We start from the raw sequence: 16,663 nt of genomic DNA, 5'->3' as shown, positions 1-16,663 counted from the left end.
TCTTGAAAGTGCCCAGGAGAGAGAGAAAGAACCCGCCTCCAGGGCGGGTTCGGTGCAAGTGCCAGCTAGCCCGCCAATACGATAATGGCGGTAATAATGCTGTGCTGAGGCAAATGCGGGAGTAAAGTCATGGAAAGGAAACTAGCCCAGCGTTGTCGCTAAGTCAACGACTTGTGCCTGGCCCGCTCTGTCCGGTTAACGGGCAAGTCTCCGACCAAGCGATTGGACAACCCAGCGGGCAACTGCTTGTCTCTAACTTCTACAGGACATGAATTCCGTACAACTTTGAGCAGACGCAAGGCCGCGACGAGGAGCACGAACATGCCCTATAAAGTCATGATGGTTTTCGGCACTCGTCCTGAAGCGATCAAGATGGCGCCGCTGGCGAGGGTATTGCGCCAGTGGCCCGAGATAGAGCTGAACATCTGCTCCAGCGGGCAGCACCGAGAAATGCTCAGTCAAGTCCTCAGGGACTTTGGCCTGACTGTCGACATAGACCTGCAGGTGATGACCGACAACCAGAGCCTGAACGGGCTTTCCCAACAGTTGCTGGGTAAACTCGACCTTCATTATGACCGGCTGAAACCCGACATTGTCCTGGTTCACGGCGACACCACCACCAGCTTCATCGCAGCCCTCTGCGCCTTCAATCGCCATATTCCCATTGCCCATGTCGAGGCGGGTCTGCGTACCGGCAACCTCAAGTCACCTTGGCCAGAAGAGGCCAATCGACGCCTGACAGCCATCATCGCCGACCTGCACTTTCCTCCGACCAAGAAGGCGCGCGATAACCTGTTGCGCGAAGGCGTGGTACTGGAACAGATCGAAGTCACCGGCAACACGGTGATCGATGCCCTGTTATGGATGCGTGAACACCTCAAGAGCAGCCACTGGAAACCGGCCGCCAACTCGCCACTGTCAGCCTTGCGCGATGACCAGCGCATGGTCCTGATCACAGGCCACCGCCGGGAAAATTTCGGGCATGGCTTTGAGCGTATCTGCCTGGCGATCGCTGAATTGGCACTGCGCTACCCCGACGTCCAGTTCGTCTACCCGGTGCACCTCAACCCACACGTGCAGAGAGCCGTCTATTCGGTGCTTTCGCATCAGCCGAACATTTTGTTGATCGCCCCTCAGGACTATCAACACTTTGTCTGGCTGATGGACCGCGCGTACCTGATCCTGAGTGACTCCGGGGGCATCCAGGAAGAAGCCCCGGCGCTGGGCAAGCCACTGTTGGTGCTGCGCAAAGTCACGGAGCGACCTTCAGTGCTGGAGGGTGGCACGGTAGTGCTGGTAGGCACACAAACCGAGCGGATCGTCAAAGAGACCAGTCGTTTACTTGAAGAGCCTGACGTCTACCAACACATGAGCCGGGTACTCAGCCCTTACGGCGATGGACATGCCAGCGAGCGCATCGCTGAACGACTGAGCCGCTGGCTCGAGGAAAACGCCACCGGGCGAGAATCTTCATGAGCCTGGGCCTGGTCGATTTTCTGGCCTATGTGCTGTTTGCTCTCAAGCTGCTGGCCATTGTACTTGCCAGCCTGATGTTCCTGCTGGGGCTAGACGACCTGTTCATCGACCTGGTCTATTGGCTACGCAAACTGGTGCGCCGTTTTCGGATCTACGACAAGTACGCCCGTGCTGACGAACGACGCCTGTTTGACGTGCCGGAAAAGCCGCTGGCAATCATGGTGCCCGCCTGGCACGAAGTGGGCGTCGTCGGCGAAATGGCGCGTCTGGCGGCCTCCACCCTCGATTATGAAAACTACCAGATCTTTGTCGGCACCTACCCCAACGATCCGTCAACCCAAGCCGATGTTGATGCGGTGTGCCTGCACTTTCCAAATGTTCACAAAGTCATCTGCGCCCGCCCCGGCCCAACCAGCAAAGCGGACTGCCTGAACAACATCATCGACGCGATTCTGCGCTTCCAGCGTGATGCCAGGATCGAGTTCGCCGGTTTCATTCTGCATGACGCGGAGGACGTCATTTCACCCATGGAGCTGCGGCTGTTCAACTACCTCCTGCCCAACAAGGACATGATTCAGATACCGGTCTACCCCTTCACGCCACAGTGGCACGGTTTTACTGCGGGGCATTACGTCGATGAATTCGCCGAAAACCATGGCAAGGATGTGATTGTCCGCGAAGCCCTCAGCGGCCAGGTACCCAGTGCCGGTGTCGGCACCTGTTTCAGTCGACGGGCAATCACTGCCCTACTTGAAGACGGCGATGGCATTGCATTCGATGTCCAGAGCCTTACCGAAGACTACGACATTGGCTTCAGGCTCAAGCAAAAGGGCATGAAGTGCATCTTCGCCCGCTATTCGATGAACGACCCGCAACTGGCGCTCAAGCGCGAATGGCGTTGGGGAATGAGCCGCGAGTTTGCCCAGGTCATCTGTGTGCGCGAGCACTTCCCGCGTGACTGGCAACACGCGATTCGTCAGAAGTCACGCTGGATCGTCGGGATTGTTTTTCAGGGCACCAGCAACCTGGGCTGGGGCCATACCAAGGCGCTCAACTACTTCCTCTGGCGCGATCGCCGTGGACTTTTCGCCTACCTGCTGAGCTTTTTGGTGAATCTGTTGTTCCTGGTGTTATTGGCCATGTGGCTGGTAACGGTGATCGCCCCACACGCCTGGCGCTTCCCTTCCATCCTCTCCGACAGCCCCGTGTTGGTGACATTGCTTTGGCTCAATGGCCTGCTCTTGATCAATCGGTTGTTTCAACGCGGCTACTTCGTCACCCGTTACTACGGCATCATCGAAGGCCTGCTGTCGGCGCCACGAATGATGTGGAGTAACTTCGTCAATTTTTTCGCCAACCTGCGCGCCCTGCGCCAGGTTCTGGAGATGGGCGACTCGCGACGGGTTGCCTGGGACAAGACCACTCACGAGTTTCCCGCCCTGACCACGCCCATGCGCGTACCGCTGGGGCACCGATTGGTGGCCAAGGGCCTGATCAGTGAAGCGCAACTGGAAGCAGCCCTGACCAGCCCGGTGCGTCGGCGCTTGGGGCGTGAACTGCTGCTGCGCGGGTTGATCGACAGCGAGCAACTGGTCCAGGCCCTTGCCGAACAGCTGGAGCTGGAGTGGGCGCCACTCAATCCTTTCAAGATTGCCCCGGAGCTGATTGCCCAGCTACCTCGTCGACTGGCGATTCATTATGCCGTACTACCGGTCGCTGAAGAGGGGGCAACGCTGGTTCTGGCCAGTGAGGGACCGGTCAGCCAAGTCGCCCTCGGGGTGATCAGTCGCCAGCTAAAACGCCCCGTACGCTGCCAACTGGCCCCGCAGGGACGGGTCGCCCTGGGCTTGAGTTACCACTACCCCAGCCCTTGGCAACAGGAGGACACACGGCAGATGCTGGCCGTGCTTGCCAGGCATCAGAATGATGAGAGGCTGCTCGAACGGGTCAGTCATCACCAAGTCATGCTCGGCGCACTGCTACAGGTGCGGGGCATTTTGCCAAGCAGCCTGTTTAATCAGGCGCTGATTGACTTCAACGCTGAGCAGATGTCCATTGGCGAGCACCTGGTGGCACGCGGCATGATCACCGCCGAAGTGCTGTACGAAACGCTGGCCGAGCAAGCTACAGAGCAGCAGGTTGCCTACCAGATCGTTCGGGAAGTGGCATGAAACGGCGTCCAATGCTGATTGCCACGGGCCTGCTGTTGGCGTACGTCAGTACCCAGGCACTCGCCGACCCGCTCAGCAGTTTTGAACGGTTCCGCAGCTTTCCTTACATGGACCGCAGCTATCGCGAGGCCCGCGAGAATAATTGGCAGGAGGTCGAACGATTGACTCGACACCTGCTTGAGACAGTGCCGAACAATGATGAGGCACGTGCCCTGTTGATTCAGGCACTGACCCACCAGCGGCGCTACCGCGAAGCCGAACAATTGGCCGAAACGCTTAGTGCCCGCGCAGAATACGACGATGCGCTGCTGCAATTGCGCCTGACCTGGATCGAGCAGGATCCGCCTGGTAAAAGCCAGGTTGAGCATTGGATAGCGGACAGTAATCCCGATCAGCGTATCCGCCTGTGGCAAGCCTACAGCCTGAGCCTGGCCAAATTCGGTGGGGCCCAACGAGCGCTGGACTGGCTCGACCAACTGCCATCCAAAGGGGATGAGCGCCTGCTGCGCATGGCTCGCGCCAACTGGTCTGAACAACTCCACAATAGCGAACAGACCATTGCAGAACTTGCCCCTTTGGCCGCCCGAGGCCCACTGCCTGAGGAAGCGTGGCAACGCCTGGCCAATGCTTACGTCCAGCGCCTGGACGAAACACCCCTGATCGCACTGCTGGCAAAACCGCCATCTGCAGAAGCAGCACGCCAGATACGCCTGGCGCTGATCAACCGGGCCATTGCAATGGGACAAAAGACACTGGCGCTACGCTGGCTGCAATCATTACCCAAGCAAGACCGTGAGCAACCGCAACAGCGTCAGCAGCTCTCGGAACTCACCCGACAGAGCGACCGCAGTGCCTTGGCCCAGCGCTTGCCGGCCGAAGCAATGCCGCAACACGCCCGCCGCCCCGGTGAAGCCATCGATTTCTGGGAGCGCCTTTACCTCCTCAACGGTAGCCTGGAGGCGCTGGATCAGGCGACCTATCTGCAACTCACCAACCATCAGGATAACCGCGCGCAACAGTTGCTCGAACATGCCTACGATCGTCGCCAGGGCCGCTGGCCTTCGGCGTTGTTGCAACGCTTGGGTGGTCTGTACAGCCGTATCGACAGGCCACTGGATGCAGACCGTGCCAAAACCCTGATCCCACAACTCGACAGCGCCAGCCGCGAACAACTGCTGGCCCGTTTGTCGCAGACCGGACACTGCGACGTCGTCCGCGATGTGACCCCGCCAATACCCGGTGAAGTTGGCCAGTTGCGTGCGCTGGGTCGCTGTGCGATGCCAGAACGCCCAGGTGAGGCCGTCGCCTACTACCAAGTAGCAGTTCAGCGCGGCGATCAGGCCAGCCAAGTGCCCCTGGCCTATGCACTGGACGCGGCTGGCGATGCCGAAGCCGCCTACAGGATCTGGCAGCAGTTACCCCCTGAACAGTGGACTGCCAATGCCCGACTCACCGCCGCCCGAAGCGCCTTGAACAGCAATCACACCCAAGAGGCCTTGCAACACTGGCGTGCAGCACCACACACCAGCGCGGATGACTGGGCATTGGGCGCAGCCATTGCGCAAGGCCGTGGTGACGTTGCCGAAGCCATGAACCTGCAACGCGAAGCCTTGCGCCATCAGCCGCGAGCCGATCATTACTACGCGGCCTCGGTGACCGCACAACACAACAATGACCCACAGCAGAGCCGCAAATGGTTGGCAGAAGCGGTACGACTAGCCCCCGACAATCCCCGCTATCGCGCCGACTACGGTGTGCGACTGGCCGCCGCCGACACACCGCAATTGCGCCGGCAGTCCCTGCCTTACCTGATACACGCCAGCCACGACTTTCCAGAAGACTACCGCATTGGCGAAACCCTGGCCTGGCGCTACGACGAGGTCGAAAACAGCGCGGCAGCCCGCCAGGAACTGCGTCGTATCATCGATCTGGAGCACTATGTGGTGGACGACGGTGCCGATGACACCCGCCTCGCCGACCGCATCTACCGGCAACGCCGTGCCCATCAAAGCCTGTCGCAACGCGACAGCGTTACCTTGGCCAGCACCTGGTCGCCGGCGGGCATCTCGACCAACGACACACTGCGCAGCAACAGCCCGCAACGCCGTGCCGCCTCGCAGAACGTACAACTGGCCCTGTGGGACCACGCCTTGGGTGATGAGCCGAGCCGCAACGGCAGCACGCTGTCGGCGTATGGACGGGTGCTGTTCGGCGGCCAGGACCGCAGCAGCTATGCCCAAAGCATGGGGACCGGAATCGGCCTGAGCTACAAGCCATTGGCCACTGCCAACCTGAACCTGTACGCCGAGCTGTACCACCAGCGCCAGATCGACGATCAGCATTACAGCGGCCTTAGCCTTGGGCAACTGCTCAGTCCCGGCAACGTCGCTGACGACTATGGCGACCTTCGCAGCAATGCACAGAGCAGCAACGACCTGCTACTGCGCGCTACGGCTTCGTTCTTTGATCAAGGTGACGTGCGCAATGACTGGCGTGCAGTAGAAGACCACTGGAATGAACGGTCTCTGTACCTGGACGCCGCCTGGTGGACGCACGCCGGTGATCACCAGTGGACATCACGGTTCCAGCAAGGACATACCTGGAAACTGCCGGTCGCCAGCCCACAAACACTGATGCCTTATGGTTTTCTGGCGTTTTCCAGCCATGATCCCGGCGGTGACTGGCGCCAGGACCTGCGCACCGGTCTCGGCCTGCGCTGGCAATGGTGGTTCGATGACGACCGCTACAACGCCTATCGCGGCCATCTGACGGTGCGCACGGAGTACCAGCAGGCGCTGGGCGGAAATCTTTATGAGCACGCCAATGGCGTGCTCCTGGGCGTGGAGCTGAACTTCTGATGCCTCGATATGTGTTGGGCGCGCTATTGCTGATCCTGAGCCTGCTGGTCAATGCTGACGAACGCGTGTTCTACCAGCCGGTCAACCGCGACGCGGCGCTGAGTCCGACACAATGGCGCACCCTCTGGCGCGAAACCGTGAACCGGGGCGGCCAGACCCTGATCGTGCAATGGAGCCGCTACGGTAGCGAAGACTTTGGCGGCGCCCAGGGCTGGCTCGCAAACAGCCTGCGCATCGCCCATGAACAGGGGCTGCAATTGGTACTCGGCCTGCACCTGGATGACGCCTACTACCAGCGTATCGACGAACTGGACGGTGCTGGGCTGATCGCTTATTGGAAAGCACAACTGGGTCAATCGCTGGCTCAGCAGCGACGGCTTCGGGACACCTGGTCGCTTCCCGTCAGCGGTTGGTACCTGCCGATGGAACTGGATGACCTGCATTTCCAGCAGACCGATCGCCGCGAAGCACTGCACACGCTGCTGCACGCCTTCATACACGAAGCCGACGGCCCCTTGCACCTCAGTGTCTTCAGCACTGGCAAGCTGTCACCGAAGGTACAAGCAGACTGGCTCGATACATTGGCCAGCCTGGGCCTGACGGTATGGTGGCAGGACGGCACGGGTACCGGGCGCCTGCCTGAGTTCGTCCGCCAGCAGTATGCCGCAGCCCTCGCCTGCCACATCGGCATCATCCGTGAAGCATTCCGCCAGACCAGCATGGAAGGCCAACCGTTCAAGGCTGACCCGGCACCACCGCAAACCACCGCAGACTGCCATCCGCAGGCAGTGTTCGAATTGCATTACCGGCCTTGGGCCTGGCACCTCTTGCCTGCCCCGGGCGGTACCTGAGCGGGCGCCTGCTAATCTGCCGTATCGGTTTCGCTGACCAGCCCTGCGCCGGCTGGCAAGCCGCCGAAGCGCTTGTAGAAACTTGCACTGGCATCCGGCAATGGCCCATCGGCTGTTTCCATCGCTGCCTCCAGCCACTGTTCGGCCGCCGCATAGATCAACCGATAGATATTGCGACACAACTGCCGCGCCGCACGCCCTTCCCAATCGCCAGGCAGCAGTTCGTCAGGTAGCTGAGGGTCACGCAGCAGCAGTTTGCGGTACTCGTGAATCAACAGAATACGTGCCAGGAAGCACTCTTGCGGATCAAGTTGCGCCTGCTCGCGAAGGCTTTGCCAAAGCGGCCGGAACAACTGGATGAACTCGCTGTAATGCGCCGCCAGCTCATCAATGTTCCAGCTCTCGCGAACCTGCATGCGCAGCGCTTTTGAAGCCATCACATCTTGTGCAGTGGTCTCGAACAGCAGCGTGTCTTCCTGCGCGCCGAGGTCCAGAAGCGTGGCATTCACATCAGCCCGGTCGCAACGTGGACAGGCCAGCACCACCGGAGAGATGGCGCCGAAGCCTTGCCACTCCAACTCCTCACGCACCTGCTTGCGCTTGTCGGCCGGCAGTTGGGTGAGCATTGCCAGGCACCAGGAGCCGTCCCAGGCCGGCAAGCTACTGGCATAGACCCGTTTGAAGGCCTTGTCGAAACGACGCCGACCCGTGCCGGTCAAGCTGTAATAGCTGCGCCGCCCGACTTTTTCTGCCGTTAGCCAGTTTTCCTTGGTCAAACGAAAAATGGACGTGCGGATCAGGCGCTCGTTGATACCCATGGGTTCGAGTAGCTGGATCAGGCTTCCCAGCCACACCGTACCACCATGGGGCTCGATGGCATCACCGTAGAGCGTGATGATCAACGAACTGGCGCGTATGGGCGTTTGTTGCTGGAAACGGTCGATCAGTTGGGTGAGCGGCGCTAGGGACGACATGGGTGTTCCGGTCGAAAAATAAGAAATATACCCCTGGCAGTCAGCAATGACCATTCAGGGCACAGCCGGGGCGCCATTCAGGCACTGCCCGCCAACTTGGGGCGCAACCCGCTGTCATGGATACGGGGACGGTCGGCCTCAACCATGCTCAGTGGCGTGCATTCCTGCAGCGAGGCCATGCAACGTTGCGCCAGTACCTGATACTCACGGGTACCCGCGTGCTTCCAGGCCACTTCCTCATCACTGAGTCGACGCTTGACCTGGGCGGGCGAACCCAGCACCAACGATTGTTCCGGGCAACTGAAACCGGCCTTGACCAGCGCACCGGCCGAAACGAACGAACGCGCAGCAATATGCGCGTTATCCATCACCACCGCATTCATGCCAATCAAGGCATCGGCACCGACCCGGCATCCGTGCAGTACCGCGCCATGACCGACGTGTCCATTGCGTTCAACCACCGTGTCGCTGTCCGGAAAACCATGCATTACGCAGGTGTCCTGAACGTTTGCGCCCTCCTCCAGCACGATCCGGCCGAAATCCCCCCGCAAGCTGGCCAATGGGCCGACATAGCAATACGCGCCGATGATCACATCACCGATTAACACTGCGGAGGGATGAACGTAAGCCGTCGGATCAACCACTGGCGTCAGTCCATCAAGGCTGTAACACGTCATAGGCACGCTCCTCGCGTCTAAAGCTGGAATCTTATTCGAGTAAAAATCACCTTTCTTGTATCACATTGAAACGACGCCAGACACCCGAAAATGACTCATGCAACAAGAAAAATCGGAAGAAATGGTCAGCGAATCGAGTGAGAAACAAACACAGTTAAGACACGCTATTTTATTTTAGCGTTGCATTTGCGTATCACGTTATGGCTATACTCTGGAAAAACGGCCCTGGGGCCCGTCCAAAAACCAGGCCGGCCAACGGCCGTGTCCGCCTTGCGAGAATCCTTGCCATGCCGCAAACACTTGCCGTGCAATCCCACCAGGCGGTGTGCCTGATAACACTGCAACGCCCCCAGGCGCTGAACGCACTCAGCACCGAACTGCTCGCCGAACTTGCGACAGAACTGGAGCGCTGCACCCACGACGACACCATCCGCGCCGTGGTGCTGACCGGTAGCCGCAAGGCCTTCGCTGCGGGCGCCGACCTCAATGAAATGGCAGAGCGCGACCTCGTCGGCATGCTCAACGATCCCCGCCAGGCCTACTGGCAGCGCATCACCGGCTTCGCCAAGCCAATGATCGCTGCAGTAAACGGCTATGCCCTCGGGGGCGGCTGTGAGCTGGCCATGCACGCGGACATCCTGATCGCTGGCGAAGAGGCCCAGTTCGGTCAGCCCGAAATCAATTTGGGGATCATGCCGGGCGCCGGTGGTACCCAGCGGTTACTGCGCGCAGTTGGCAAATCACTGGCCATGCAAATGGTGCTCAGTGGCGAGCCCATCAGCGCGCGCCGTGCGCTGGAGGCCGGATTGGTCAGTGAGATCACACCACCAGAACTGACCGTCGAACGCGCGCTGCAGATCGCGACCACCATCGCCAGCAAGGCGCCTCTGGCGGTACGCCTGGCCAAGGAAGCGCTGTTAAAGGCACAGGATCTCGACCTGGCCAGCGGCCTGCGCTTTGAACGCCACGCCTTCACCTTGCTCGCCGGCACTGCCGACCGAAACGAGGGTATTCGCGCCTTCCAGGAAAAACGCCCAGCCCGCTTCAACGGCCAGTAAGCCTCTGCGTCCGTTTCGCGACATTGATAGATCTGCAACCAAAGGCAGCCACCATGACGTTTGAACACATTCTGTTTTCCATTGAAGACGGCGTTGCACGCCTCAGCCTCAATCGCCCCGAACAACTGAACAGTTTCAATACCCTGATGCATGAGGAGGTTCGCCAGGCCCTCAAGACGGTACGTCAGAGCAGCGAGGTGCGGGTACTGTTACTCACCGCCGAGGGGCGTGGTTTCTGCGCGGGTCAGGACCTGGGCGACCGCAATGTTGCACCGGGTGCAGCAGCGCCGGACCTGGGCGACTCCATCGAGCGTTTCTACAACCCGTTGATCCGCACACTGCGTGAGCTGCCAATGCCGGTCATCTGTGCGGTCAACGGCGTGGCAGCCGGTGCCGGCGCGAACATTCCACTGGCTTGCGACCTGGTGCTGGCTGCCCGCTCCGCGAGCTTCATCCAGGCGTTTTGCAAGATTGGCTTGATTCCTGACTCTGCCGGTACCTGGGCACTGCCTCGATTGGTCGGTATGGCCCGGGCCAAGGCCCTGACCCTGCTGGGCGACCGCCTGAGCGCCGAGCAGGCTGTAGAGTGGGGCTTGATCTACCGCTGTGTCGACGATGCCGACTTACGTGATGAGGCACTGAAACTGGCCCGACACCTGGCCACTCAGCCGACCTACGGCCTGGCCTTGATCAAACGCAGCCTGCACGCCAGCCTGGACAACAGTTTCGAGCAGCAACTGACACTTGAGCGCGACCTCCAGCGCCTGGCCGGACGCAGCGAAGACTACCGTGAAGGCGTCAGCGCCTTCATGGCTAAGCGCACCCCAGTGTTCAAGGGGTGCTGAGCATGCCTGCCCTGAACTCGCACACCTTGATCGCAGTGATCGGCGCAGGCGCCATGGGGGCCGGCATCGCACAAGTCGCTGCCCAGGCCGGGCACCCGGTACGCCTGTATGACAATCGTCCGGGCGCGGCCGCGCAGGCGATCACCACGATCGACCAACAACTGGCCAAGCGCGTTGCCAGTGGCAAACTGGCTGCCACCGCTCATGCCGATTGCATCGCCCGGCTGCAGCCAGCCGATAGCCTTGAAGCGCTGGCCGATGCAGGGCTGGTAATCGAAGCGATTGTCGAGAACCTGGAGGTCAAGCAGGCGCTGCTCAGCGAACTGGAAGGCTTGTGTCGCAGTGACTGCATCCTGGCCAGCAACACGTCGTCATTATCCATCACCCGCCTGGCGGCAGGCCTTCAACGTCCAGCCAACGTCGTCGGCATGCACTTTTTCAACCCGGCACCGTTAATGGCCCTGGTCGAGGTGGTCAGCGGCCTGGCCACCGATCCAGGGGTGGCGGCCTGCATCCTGGCCACCGCCCGCGCCTGGGGTAAAACCCCCGTGTTGGCCCGCTCTACGCCGGGCTTTATCGTCAACCGCGTGGCCCGCCCGTTTTATGCCGAAAGCCTGCGCCTGCTGCAGGAGGGTGTGGCCGATTGCGCAAGCCTCGACGCACTGTTGCGCGAAGCCGGCGGCTTTCGCATGGGCGCCTTCGAGCTGACGGACCTGATCGGGCACGACGTCAACTATGCCGTCACCTGCTCGGTGTTCGACGCCTACTACCAGGACATGCGCTTTCAACCCTCCTTGATCCAGAAGGAGTTGGTCGACGCAGGCCACTTGGGTCGCAAGCGCGGGCTTGGCTTTTATGACTACCGTGAAGGCGCTGTACGCCCCCAACCGAATGACGCGCACAGCACCGCCATGGTCGAGCAATTGATCGTTGAAGGCGAAAGCGGCCTGCTCGAACCGCTGATCGCGCGATTGGCCGCCAGCGGCATCAGCGTGATACGCCGTGCCGGCAGTGGCCTGTTGCGTGTCGGGGATGCCACCGTGGCGCTGAGTGATGGTCGATTGGCCAGCCAGCGAGCCCGTGAGGAGGGCCTGGACAACCTGGTCCTGCTCGACCTCGCCTTTGATTACCAGCAAGCCTCGCGGTTGGCCATCAGCAGCGCAGCGGACACCCACGCGCTGGCCCGCGATCAGGTCGTCGCCCTGTTCAACCGTGCGGGCATCGCCGTCAGCGCCCTTCGGGACAGCCCCGGCCTGTGTGTGCTGCGTACCGTCGCCATGCTGGCCAACGAAGCCGCGGACGCCCTGCTGCAAGGCGTTGCCAGCGCCAAGGACCTGGATCTGGCCATGTGCGCCGGGGTCAACTACCCCTGCGGGCCCTTGGCCTGGGCGGATGCCATCGGTATCGAACGGGTTGTCCAGGTGCTGGACAACCTGCAGGCCGCTTACGGCGAAGAACGTTACCGTCCTTCTTTGCAACTGCGTCGGCTACTGGCCGAAGGAGCACGCTTCCATGAATGATTGTCTAGATCTGGCCAGCCGCTGCGCCCAGGCCCTGTTCCAACGCGACCAGGCCAGCCAGGGCATGGGCATGCGCCTGCTCGCCGCCGGCCCTGGCAGTGCGCGGGTTGGCATGAGCGTGCGTGAAGACATGCTCCAGGGGCACGGCACCTGTCACGGCGGCTACCTGTTCGCCCTGGCAGACTCTGCCTTCGCATTTGCCTGCAACAGCTATAACGACGCCACCGTGGCGATGGGTTGCAGCATCGACTACATCGCCCCGGCCCGACTTGGCGACACGTTGACGGCCGCGTGCATCGAGCAGAGCCGTAGCGGTCGCACCGGCAACTACGACGTCCGCATTGAAAACCAGCAGGGTGAACTGATCGCCCTGTTTCATGGCAAGTCCTACAAAGTGCGCGGTAGCGTGCTGAACTCGGAGACCCCGGCATGAACGACGCGTTGATCATCGATGCCCTGCGCACCCCCATTGGCCGCTACGCCGGCGCACTCAGTGGCGTGCGCGCTGACGACCTCGGTGCAGTGCCACTACGTGCACTGATGCAGCGTCACCCTCAGCTCGACTGGAGTGCCATTGACGATGTGTACTACGGTTGCGCCAACCAGGCGGGCGAAGACAATCGCAACGTCGCCCGCATGTCTGCCCTGCTGGCCGGTTTGCCGGTGAGCGTGCCGGGCACCACCCTGAACCGCCTGTGCGGCTCAGGCCTGGACGCCATCGGCAGCGCGGCCCGTGCCATTCGCAGCGGCGAAGCCGGACTGATGCTGGCCGGAGGCGTCGAATCAATGTCCCGTGCCCCGTTGGTCATGGGCAAGGCCGAGCAGGCCTTTTCACGCCAGGCGGAGCTGTTCGATACCACCATTGGCTGGCGCTTCGTCAACCCGCTGATGCAACAGCAGTACGGCATCGACTCCATGCCGGAAACGGCCGAGAACGTCGCGGAGCAGTTCAACATTTCCCGTGCCGATCAAGACGCGTTCGCCTTGCGCAGCCAACAACGCACGGCAGCGGCACAAGCCCGCGGTCGCCTGGCCAAGGAAATCATCGCGGTCGAGATTGCCCAGCGCAAAGGTCCGCCCAAGTTGGTCGAGCACGACGAGCACCCGCGCGCAGAGACCACCCTGGAGCAATTGCAGAAACTCGGCACCCCGTTCCGCGTCAATGGCACGGTCACTGCGGGCAATGCCTCCGGCGTCAACGACGGCGCTTGCGCCCTGCTCCTGGCCAGCCGCGCAGAGGCCCAGCGTTATGGTTTGAAAGCCCGTGCCCGGGTCGTGGCGATGGCCACCGCAGGGGTCGAACCACGGATCATGGGTATTGGTCCGGTACCCGCTACCCGCAAGGTATTGGAGCGGTCGGGCCTGAGCCTTGCCGACATGGATATCATCGAGCTCAATGAGGCCTTTGCCGCACAGGGGTTGGCGGTGCTGCGCGAGTTGGGCATCGCCGACGATGATCCACGGGTCAACCCCAATGGTGGTGCGATCGCACTGGGGCACCCGCTGGGCATGAGCGGCGCCCGCCTGGTGACGACCGCGTTGATTGAACTGGAGGAGCGCCAGGCGCGTTACGCCCTTTGCACCATGTGCATCGGCGTGGGCCAAGGCATTGCCCTGATCATCGAGCGCCTTGACGGCTGAACGTACACCCCAGGCCATGGCGTCCAAGGTATTCTTGGCGTCATGCACTCAGGCCGGTAGCCCCGGCCCTTACAAAAACAATTTGAGTGAACCCATGAACATGCAGATCAGCAATGCCGTCGTGCTCGACCCGATGGAAACCGCCAGTATCGATCAGCTGCGCCAGCATCAGTTGGAGCGCTTGCGCTGGAGCCTCGGTCACGCCTACCAGAATGTCCCCATGTACCGTCAGCGGTTCGACGAAGCCGGGGTGCATCCGGACGACATCCGCAACCTCGAAGACCTGGCAAAACTCCCGTTCACCTACAAAGCCGATCTGCGTGACAACTACCCCTACGGCATGTTCGCCGTCCCCATGCACGATGTGGTCAGGCTGCATGCGTCCAGTGGCACCACCGGCAAACCAACGGTGGTGGGCTACACCCAGAACGATATCGACACCTGGGCCAACGTGGTCGCCCGCTCGATCCGCGCAGCCGGTGGACGCAAGGGCGACAAGGTTCATGTGTCTTACGGCTACGGCTTGTTCACTGGCGGCCTTGGCGCCCACTACGGTGCCGAACGCCTCGGCTGTACGGTGATTCCGATGTCCGGTGGCCAGACCGAGAAGCAGGTGCAACTGATCCGTGACTTTCAGCCTGACATCATCATGGTCACTCCGTCCTACATGCTGAATATTGCCGACGAGATCGAACGCCAAGGCATCGACCCACACCAATTGGCCCTGCGCCTGGGTATCTTCGGTGCCGAGCCCTGGACACCTGAACTGCGCAGTGCCCTTGAGACGCGCCTGGGTATCACCGCGCTGGACATCTACGGCCTTTCGGAAATCATGGGGCCCGGGGTTGCCATGGAGTGTGCGGAGAGCAAGGACGGACCAACCGTTTGGGAAGACCATTTCTATCCCGAGATCATCGACCCGGTCACCGGTGCAGTACTGCCTGATGGTGAGTTAGGCGAGCTGGTGTTCACCTCTTTGAGCAAAGAGGCGTTGCCGATGATCCGCTACCGCACCCGCGACCTGACTCGCCTGTTGCCCGGCACGGCCCGACCGATGCGGCGAATCGACAAGATCACCGGACGTAGCGATGACATGCTGATCATCCGGGGTGTCAACGTATTCCCGACCCAGATCGAGGAACAGGTCCTGAAAATAAAACAGCTTTCCGAGTGCTATGAGATGCATCTGTATCGCAACGGCAATCTGGACAGCCTCGACATACACGTTGAGCTGAGGCCTGACCAACAGCACCTCGGCGAGGATCAGCAGAAAGCACTGTGTAGCGATCTGAGCCGACACATCAAAACCCACATTGGTATCAGCGCACGTATCGTGCTGCAGCCCGTTTTTTCGATTAAGCGTTCCGAAGGCAAGGCCTGCCGGGTATTCGACAAACGCAAGTAATCCGCCCTTGAGCGCTGTTTCGGCAGCGCGTGACAAGCCCCGCTTCGGCGGGGCTTTTTTTTGCCTGCCACCCAGAGGAAAGCGATACGGAAATTTTATTCGACACGTATTTTTGTGTTTGATATTTGATTCTGTATCACTTATAACTACTGCCAGGCCCAAGCCCACCCCTCACGGCTGGAGACACAGCATGTACGCACAACTGGTTGAGACCGGCGTAAAACGCCTCAAGACGCTGGAGGAGATGTCCGAGCAGGAGCGCGCGTTCCAGGAAAAGATCGATGCCGAAATCAAGATCGAACCCAAGAACTGGATGCCCGATGCCTACCGGCAAACCCTGATTCGACAGATTTCCCAGCACGCCCACTCGGAAATCGTCGGCATGCTGCCTGAAGGCAACTGGGTCACCCGTGCCCCAAGCCTGAAACGCAAACTGCAACTGATGGCCAAGATCCAGGACGAAGCAGGCCACGGCCTGTACCTGTACAGCGCGATGGAAACCCTGGGCGCCGACCGTGACGAAGAAGTCGCCAAGCTGCACAGCGGCAAGGCCAAGTACTCCAGCATCTTCAACTACCCGACCCTGAACTGGGCGGACATGGGTGCCGTTGGCTGGCTGGTCGATGGCGCAGCGATCGTCAACCAGGTGGTGCTGCAGCGCACCAGTTACGGCCCCTACTCGCGGGCAATGATCCGTATCTGCAAGGAAGAGAGCTTTCACCAGCGCCAGGGCTACGAAATTCTCCTGACCATGATGCGCCACGGTACCCAGGCGCAGAAGGACATGGTCCAGGACGCTATCAATCGCCTCTGGTGGCCTGCCCTGATGATGTTCGGCCCAAGCGACGAACACTCGCCCAACAGCGCGCAATCGATGGCCTGGAAGATCAAGCGTCAGAGCAACGATGAGCTGCGTCAGCGCTTCATCGACCAGACCGTGCCGCAACTGGAGCTATTGGGCTGCACCGCACCCGACCCGGAGCTGAAGTGGAATGCCGAACGCGGCCACTACGACTTCGGTGCCATTCAGTGGGAAGAGTTCTACGAGGTGCTCAAGGGCAACGGCCCCTGCAACCAGGAACGTCTCGCTACCCGTCGCAAGGCCATCGAAGACGGTGCCTGGGTACGTGCCGCCGCCGTTGCTCACGCCCGTAAAAAACACAACAAGAACGCCGCCTGATCTGGAG

The 16,663-nt window shown here is 60.9% G+C and carries 13 protein-coding genes; 11 read left to right on the top strand and 2 right to left on the bottom strand.

Annotation, left to right across the window (positions count from 1 at the left end):
• Positions 1–321: 321 nt before the first annotated feature.
• From wecB to IE038_RS02195, 4 genes are read left to right on the top strand one after another with little or no spacing between them, the layout of a single operon-like run.
• Positions 322–1,476 carry a non-hydrolyzing UDP-N-acetylglucosamine 2-epimerase gene (gene wecB, locus IE038_RS02210; RefSeq protein WP_189395042.1) on the top strand — a complete coding sequence of 385 codons (1,155 nt, stop codon included), beginning with the start codon at positions 322–324 and terminating at the stop codon, positions 1,474–1,476.
• Positions 1,473–3,647, top strand: a complete 2,175-nt coding sequence (gene nfrB / locus IE038_RS02205; protein WP_163933762.1) for a cyclic di-3',5'-guanylate-activated glycosyltransferase NfrB — start codon at positions 1,473–1,475, stop codon at positions 3,645–3,647. The genes wecB and nfrB overlap by 4 nt, the downstream gene beginning before the upstream one ends.
• Positions 3,644–6,505, top strand: coding sequence for an NfrA family protein (locus tag IE038_RS02200; RefSeq protein WP_189395041.1), 2,862 nt, complete (start codon positions 3,644–3,646; stop codon positions 6,503–6,505). The genes nfrB and IE038_RS02200 overlap by 4 nt, the downstream gene beginning before the upstream one ends.
• The gene (locus IE038_RS02195) at positions 6,505–7,356 is read left to right on the top strand and encodes a DUF4434 domain-containing protein (RefSeq protein ID WP_163933759.1); all 852 of its coding nucleotides are present in this window, start codon (positions 6,505–6,507) and stop codon (positions 7,354–7,356) included. The genes IE038_RS02200 and IE038_RS02195 overlap by 1 nt, the downstream gene beginning before the upstream one ends.
• 11 nt (positions 7,357–7,367) lie before the next feature.
• Here IE038_RS02195 and paaX read toward each other — a convergent pair whose 3' ends face one another.
• A complete protein-coding gene (gene paaX / locus IE038_RS02190; protein ID WP_163933756.1) occupies positions 7,368–8,330 on the bottom strand; it encodes a phenylacetic acid degradation operon negative regulatory protein PaaX in 963 nt (320 codons plus the stop codon).
• Positions 8,331–8,407: 77 nt separating this feature from the next.
• Entirely contained in the window at positions 8,408–9,007 is a 600-nt protein-coding gene (gene paaY / locus IE038_RS02185) for a phenylacetic acid degradation protein PaaY (RefSeq protein ID WP_163933753.1), read from the bottom strand.
• 287 nt (positions 9,008–9,294) lie between these two features.
• On the opposite strand from paaY, the gene paaF reads away from it, so the two are divergent.
• From paaF to paaA, 7 genes are all read left to right on the top strand, one after another.
• A complete protein-coding gene (gene paaF, locus IE038_RS02180) occupies positions 9,295–10,065 on the top strand; it encodes a 2,3-dehydroadipyl-CoA hydratase PaaF (protein ID WP_163933750.1) in 771 nt (256 codons plus the stop codon).
• A 53-nt stretch (positions 10,066–10,118) separates the two neighbouring features.
• Positions 10,119–10,910: a 2-(1,2-epoxy-1,2-dihydrophenyl)acetyl-CoA isomerase PaaG gene (paaG, locus tag IE038_RS02175; protein WP_163933747.1), complete on the top strand. Its 792-nt coding sequence runs from the start codon at positions 10,119–10,121 to the stop codon at positions 10,908–10,910.
• A 2-nt stretch (positions 10,911–10,912) separates the two neighbouring features.
• A complete protein-coding gene (gene paaH / locus IE038_RS02170; protein ID WP_163933744.1) occupies positions 10,913–12,430 on the top strand; it encodes a 3-hydroxyacyl-CoA dehydrogenase PaaH in 1,518 nt (505 codons plus the stop codon).
• Positions 12,423–12,863, top strand: coding sequence for a hydroxyphenylacetyl-CoA thioesterase PaaI (gene paaI / locus IE038_RS02165; RefSeq protein ID WP_163933742.1), 441 nt, complete (start codon positions 12,423–12,425; stop codon positions 12,861–12,863). The genes paaH and paaI overlap by 8 nt, the downstream gene beginning before the upstream one ends.
• Complete coding sequence (pcaF, locus tag IE038_RS02160) at positions 12,860–14,071, top strand: 3-oxoadipyl-CoA thiolase (RefSeq protein ID WP_189395040.1); 1,212 nt, start codon at positions 12,860–12,862, stop codon at positions 14,069–14,071. The genes paaI and pcaF overlap by 4 nt, the downstream gene beginning before the upstream one ends.
• Positions 14,072–14,165: 94 nt before the next feature.
• Positions 14,166–15,476, top strand: coding sequence for a phenylacetate--CoA ligase PaaK (paaK, locus tag IE038_RS02155; protein WP_189395039.1), 1,311 nt, complete (start codon positions 14,166–14,168; stop codon positions 15,474–15,476).
• A 190-nt stretch (positions 15,477–15,666) separates the two neighbouring features.
• Positions 15,667–16,656: a 1,2-phenylacetyl-CoA epoxidase subunit PaaA gene (paaA, locus tag IE038_RS02150; RefSeq protein WP_065758394.1), complete on the top strand. Its 990-nt coding sequence runs from the start codon at positions 15,667–15,669 to the stop codon at positions 16,654–16,656.
• Positions 16,657–16,663 lie beyond the last annotated feature (7 nt).

It is taken from the genome of Pseudomonas laurentiana, assembly GCF_014648275.1.
Taxonomy (GTDB): Bacteria; Pseudomonadota; Gammaproteobacteria; order Pseudomonadales; family Pseudomonadaceae; genus Aquipseudomonas; species Aquipseudomonas laurentiana.
Note: the sequence above shows the minus strand (reverse complement) of the source record. Positions and strands in the feature narration are given on the sequence as shown.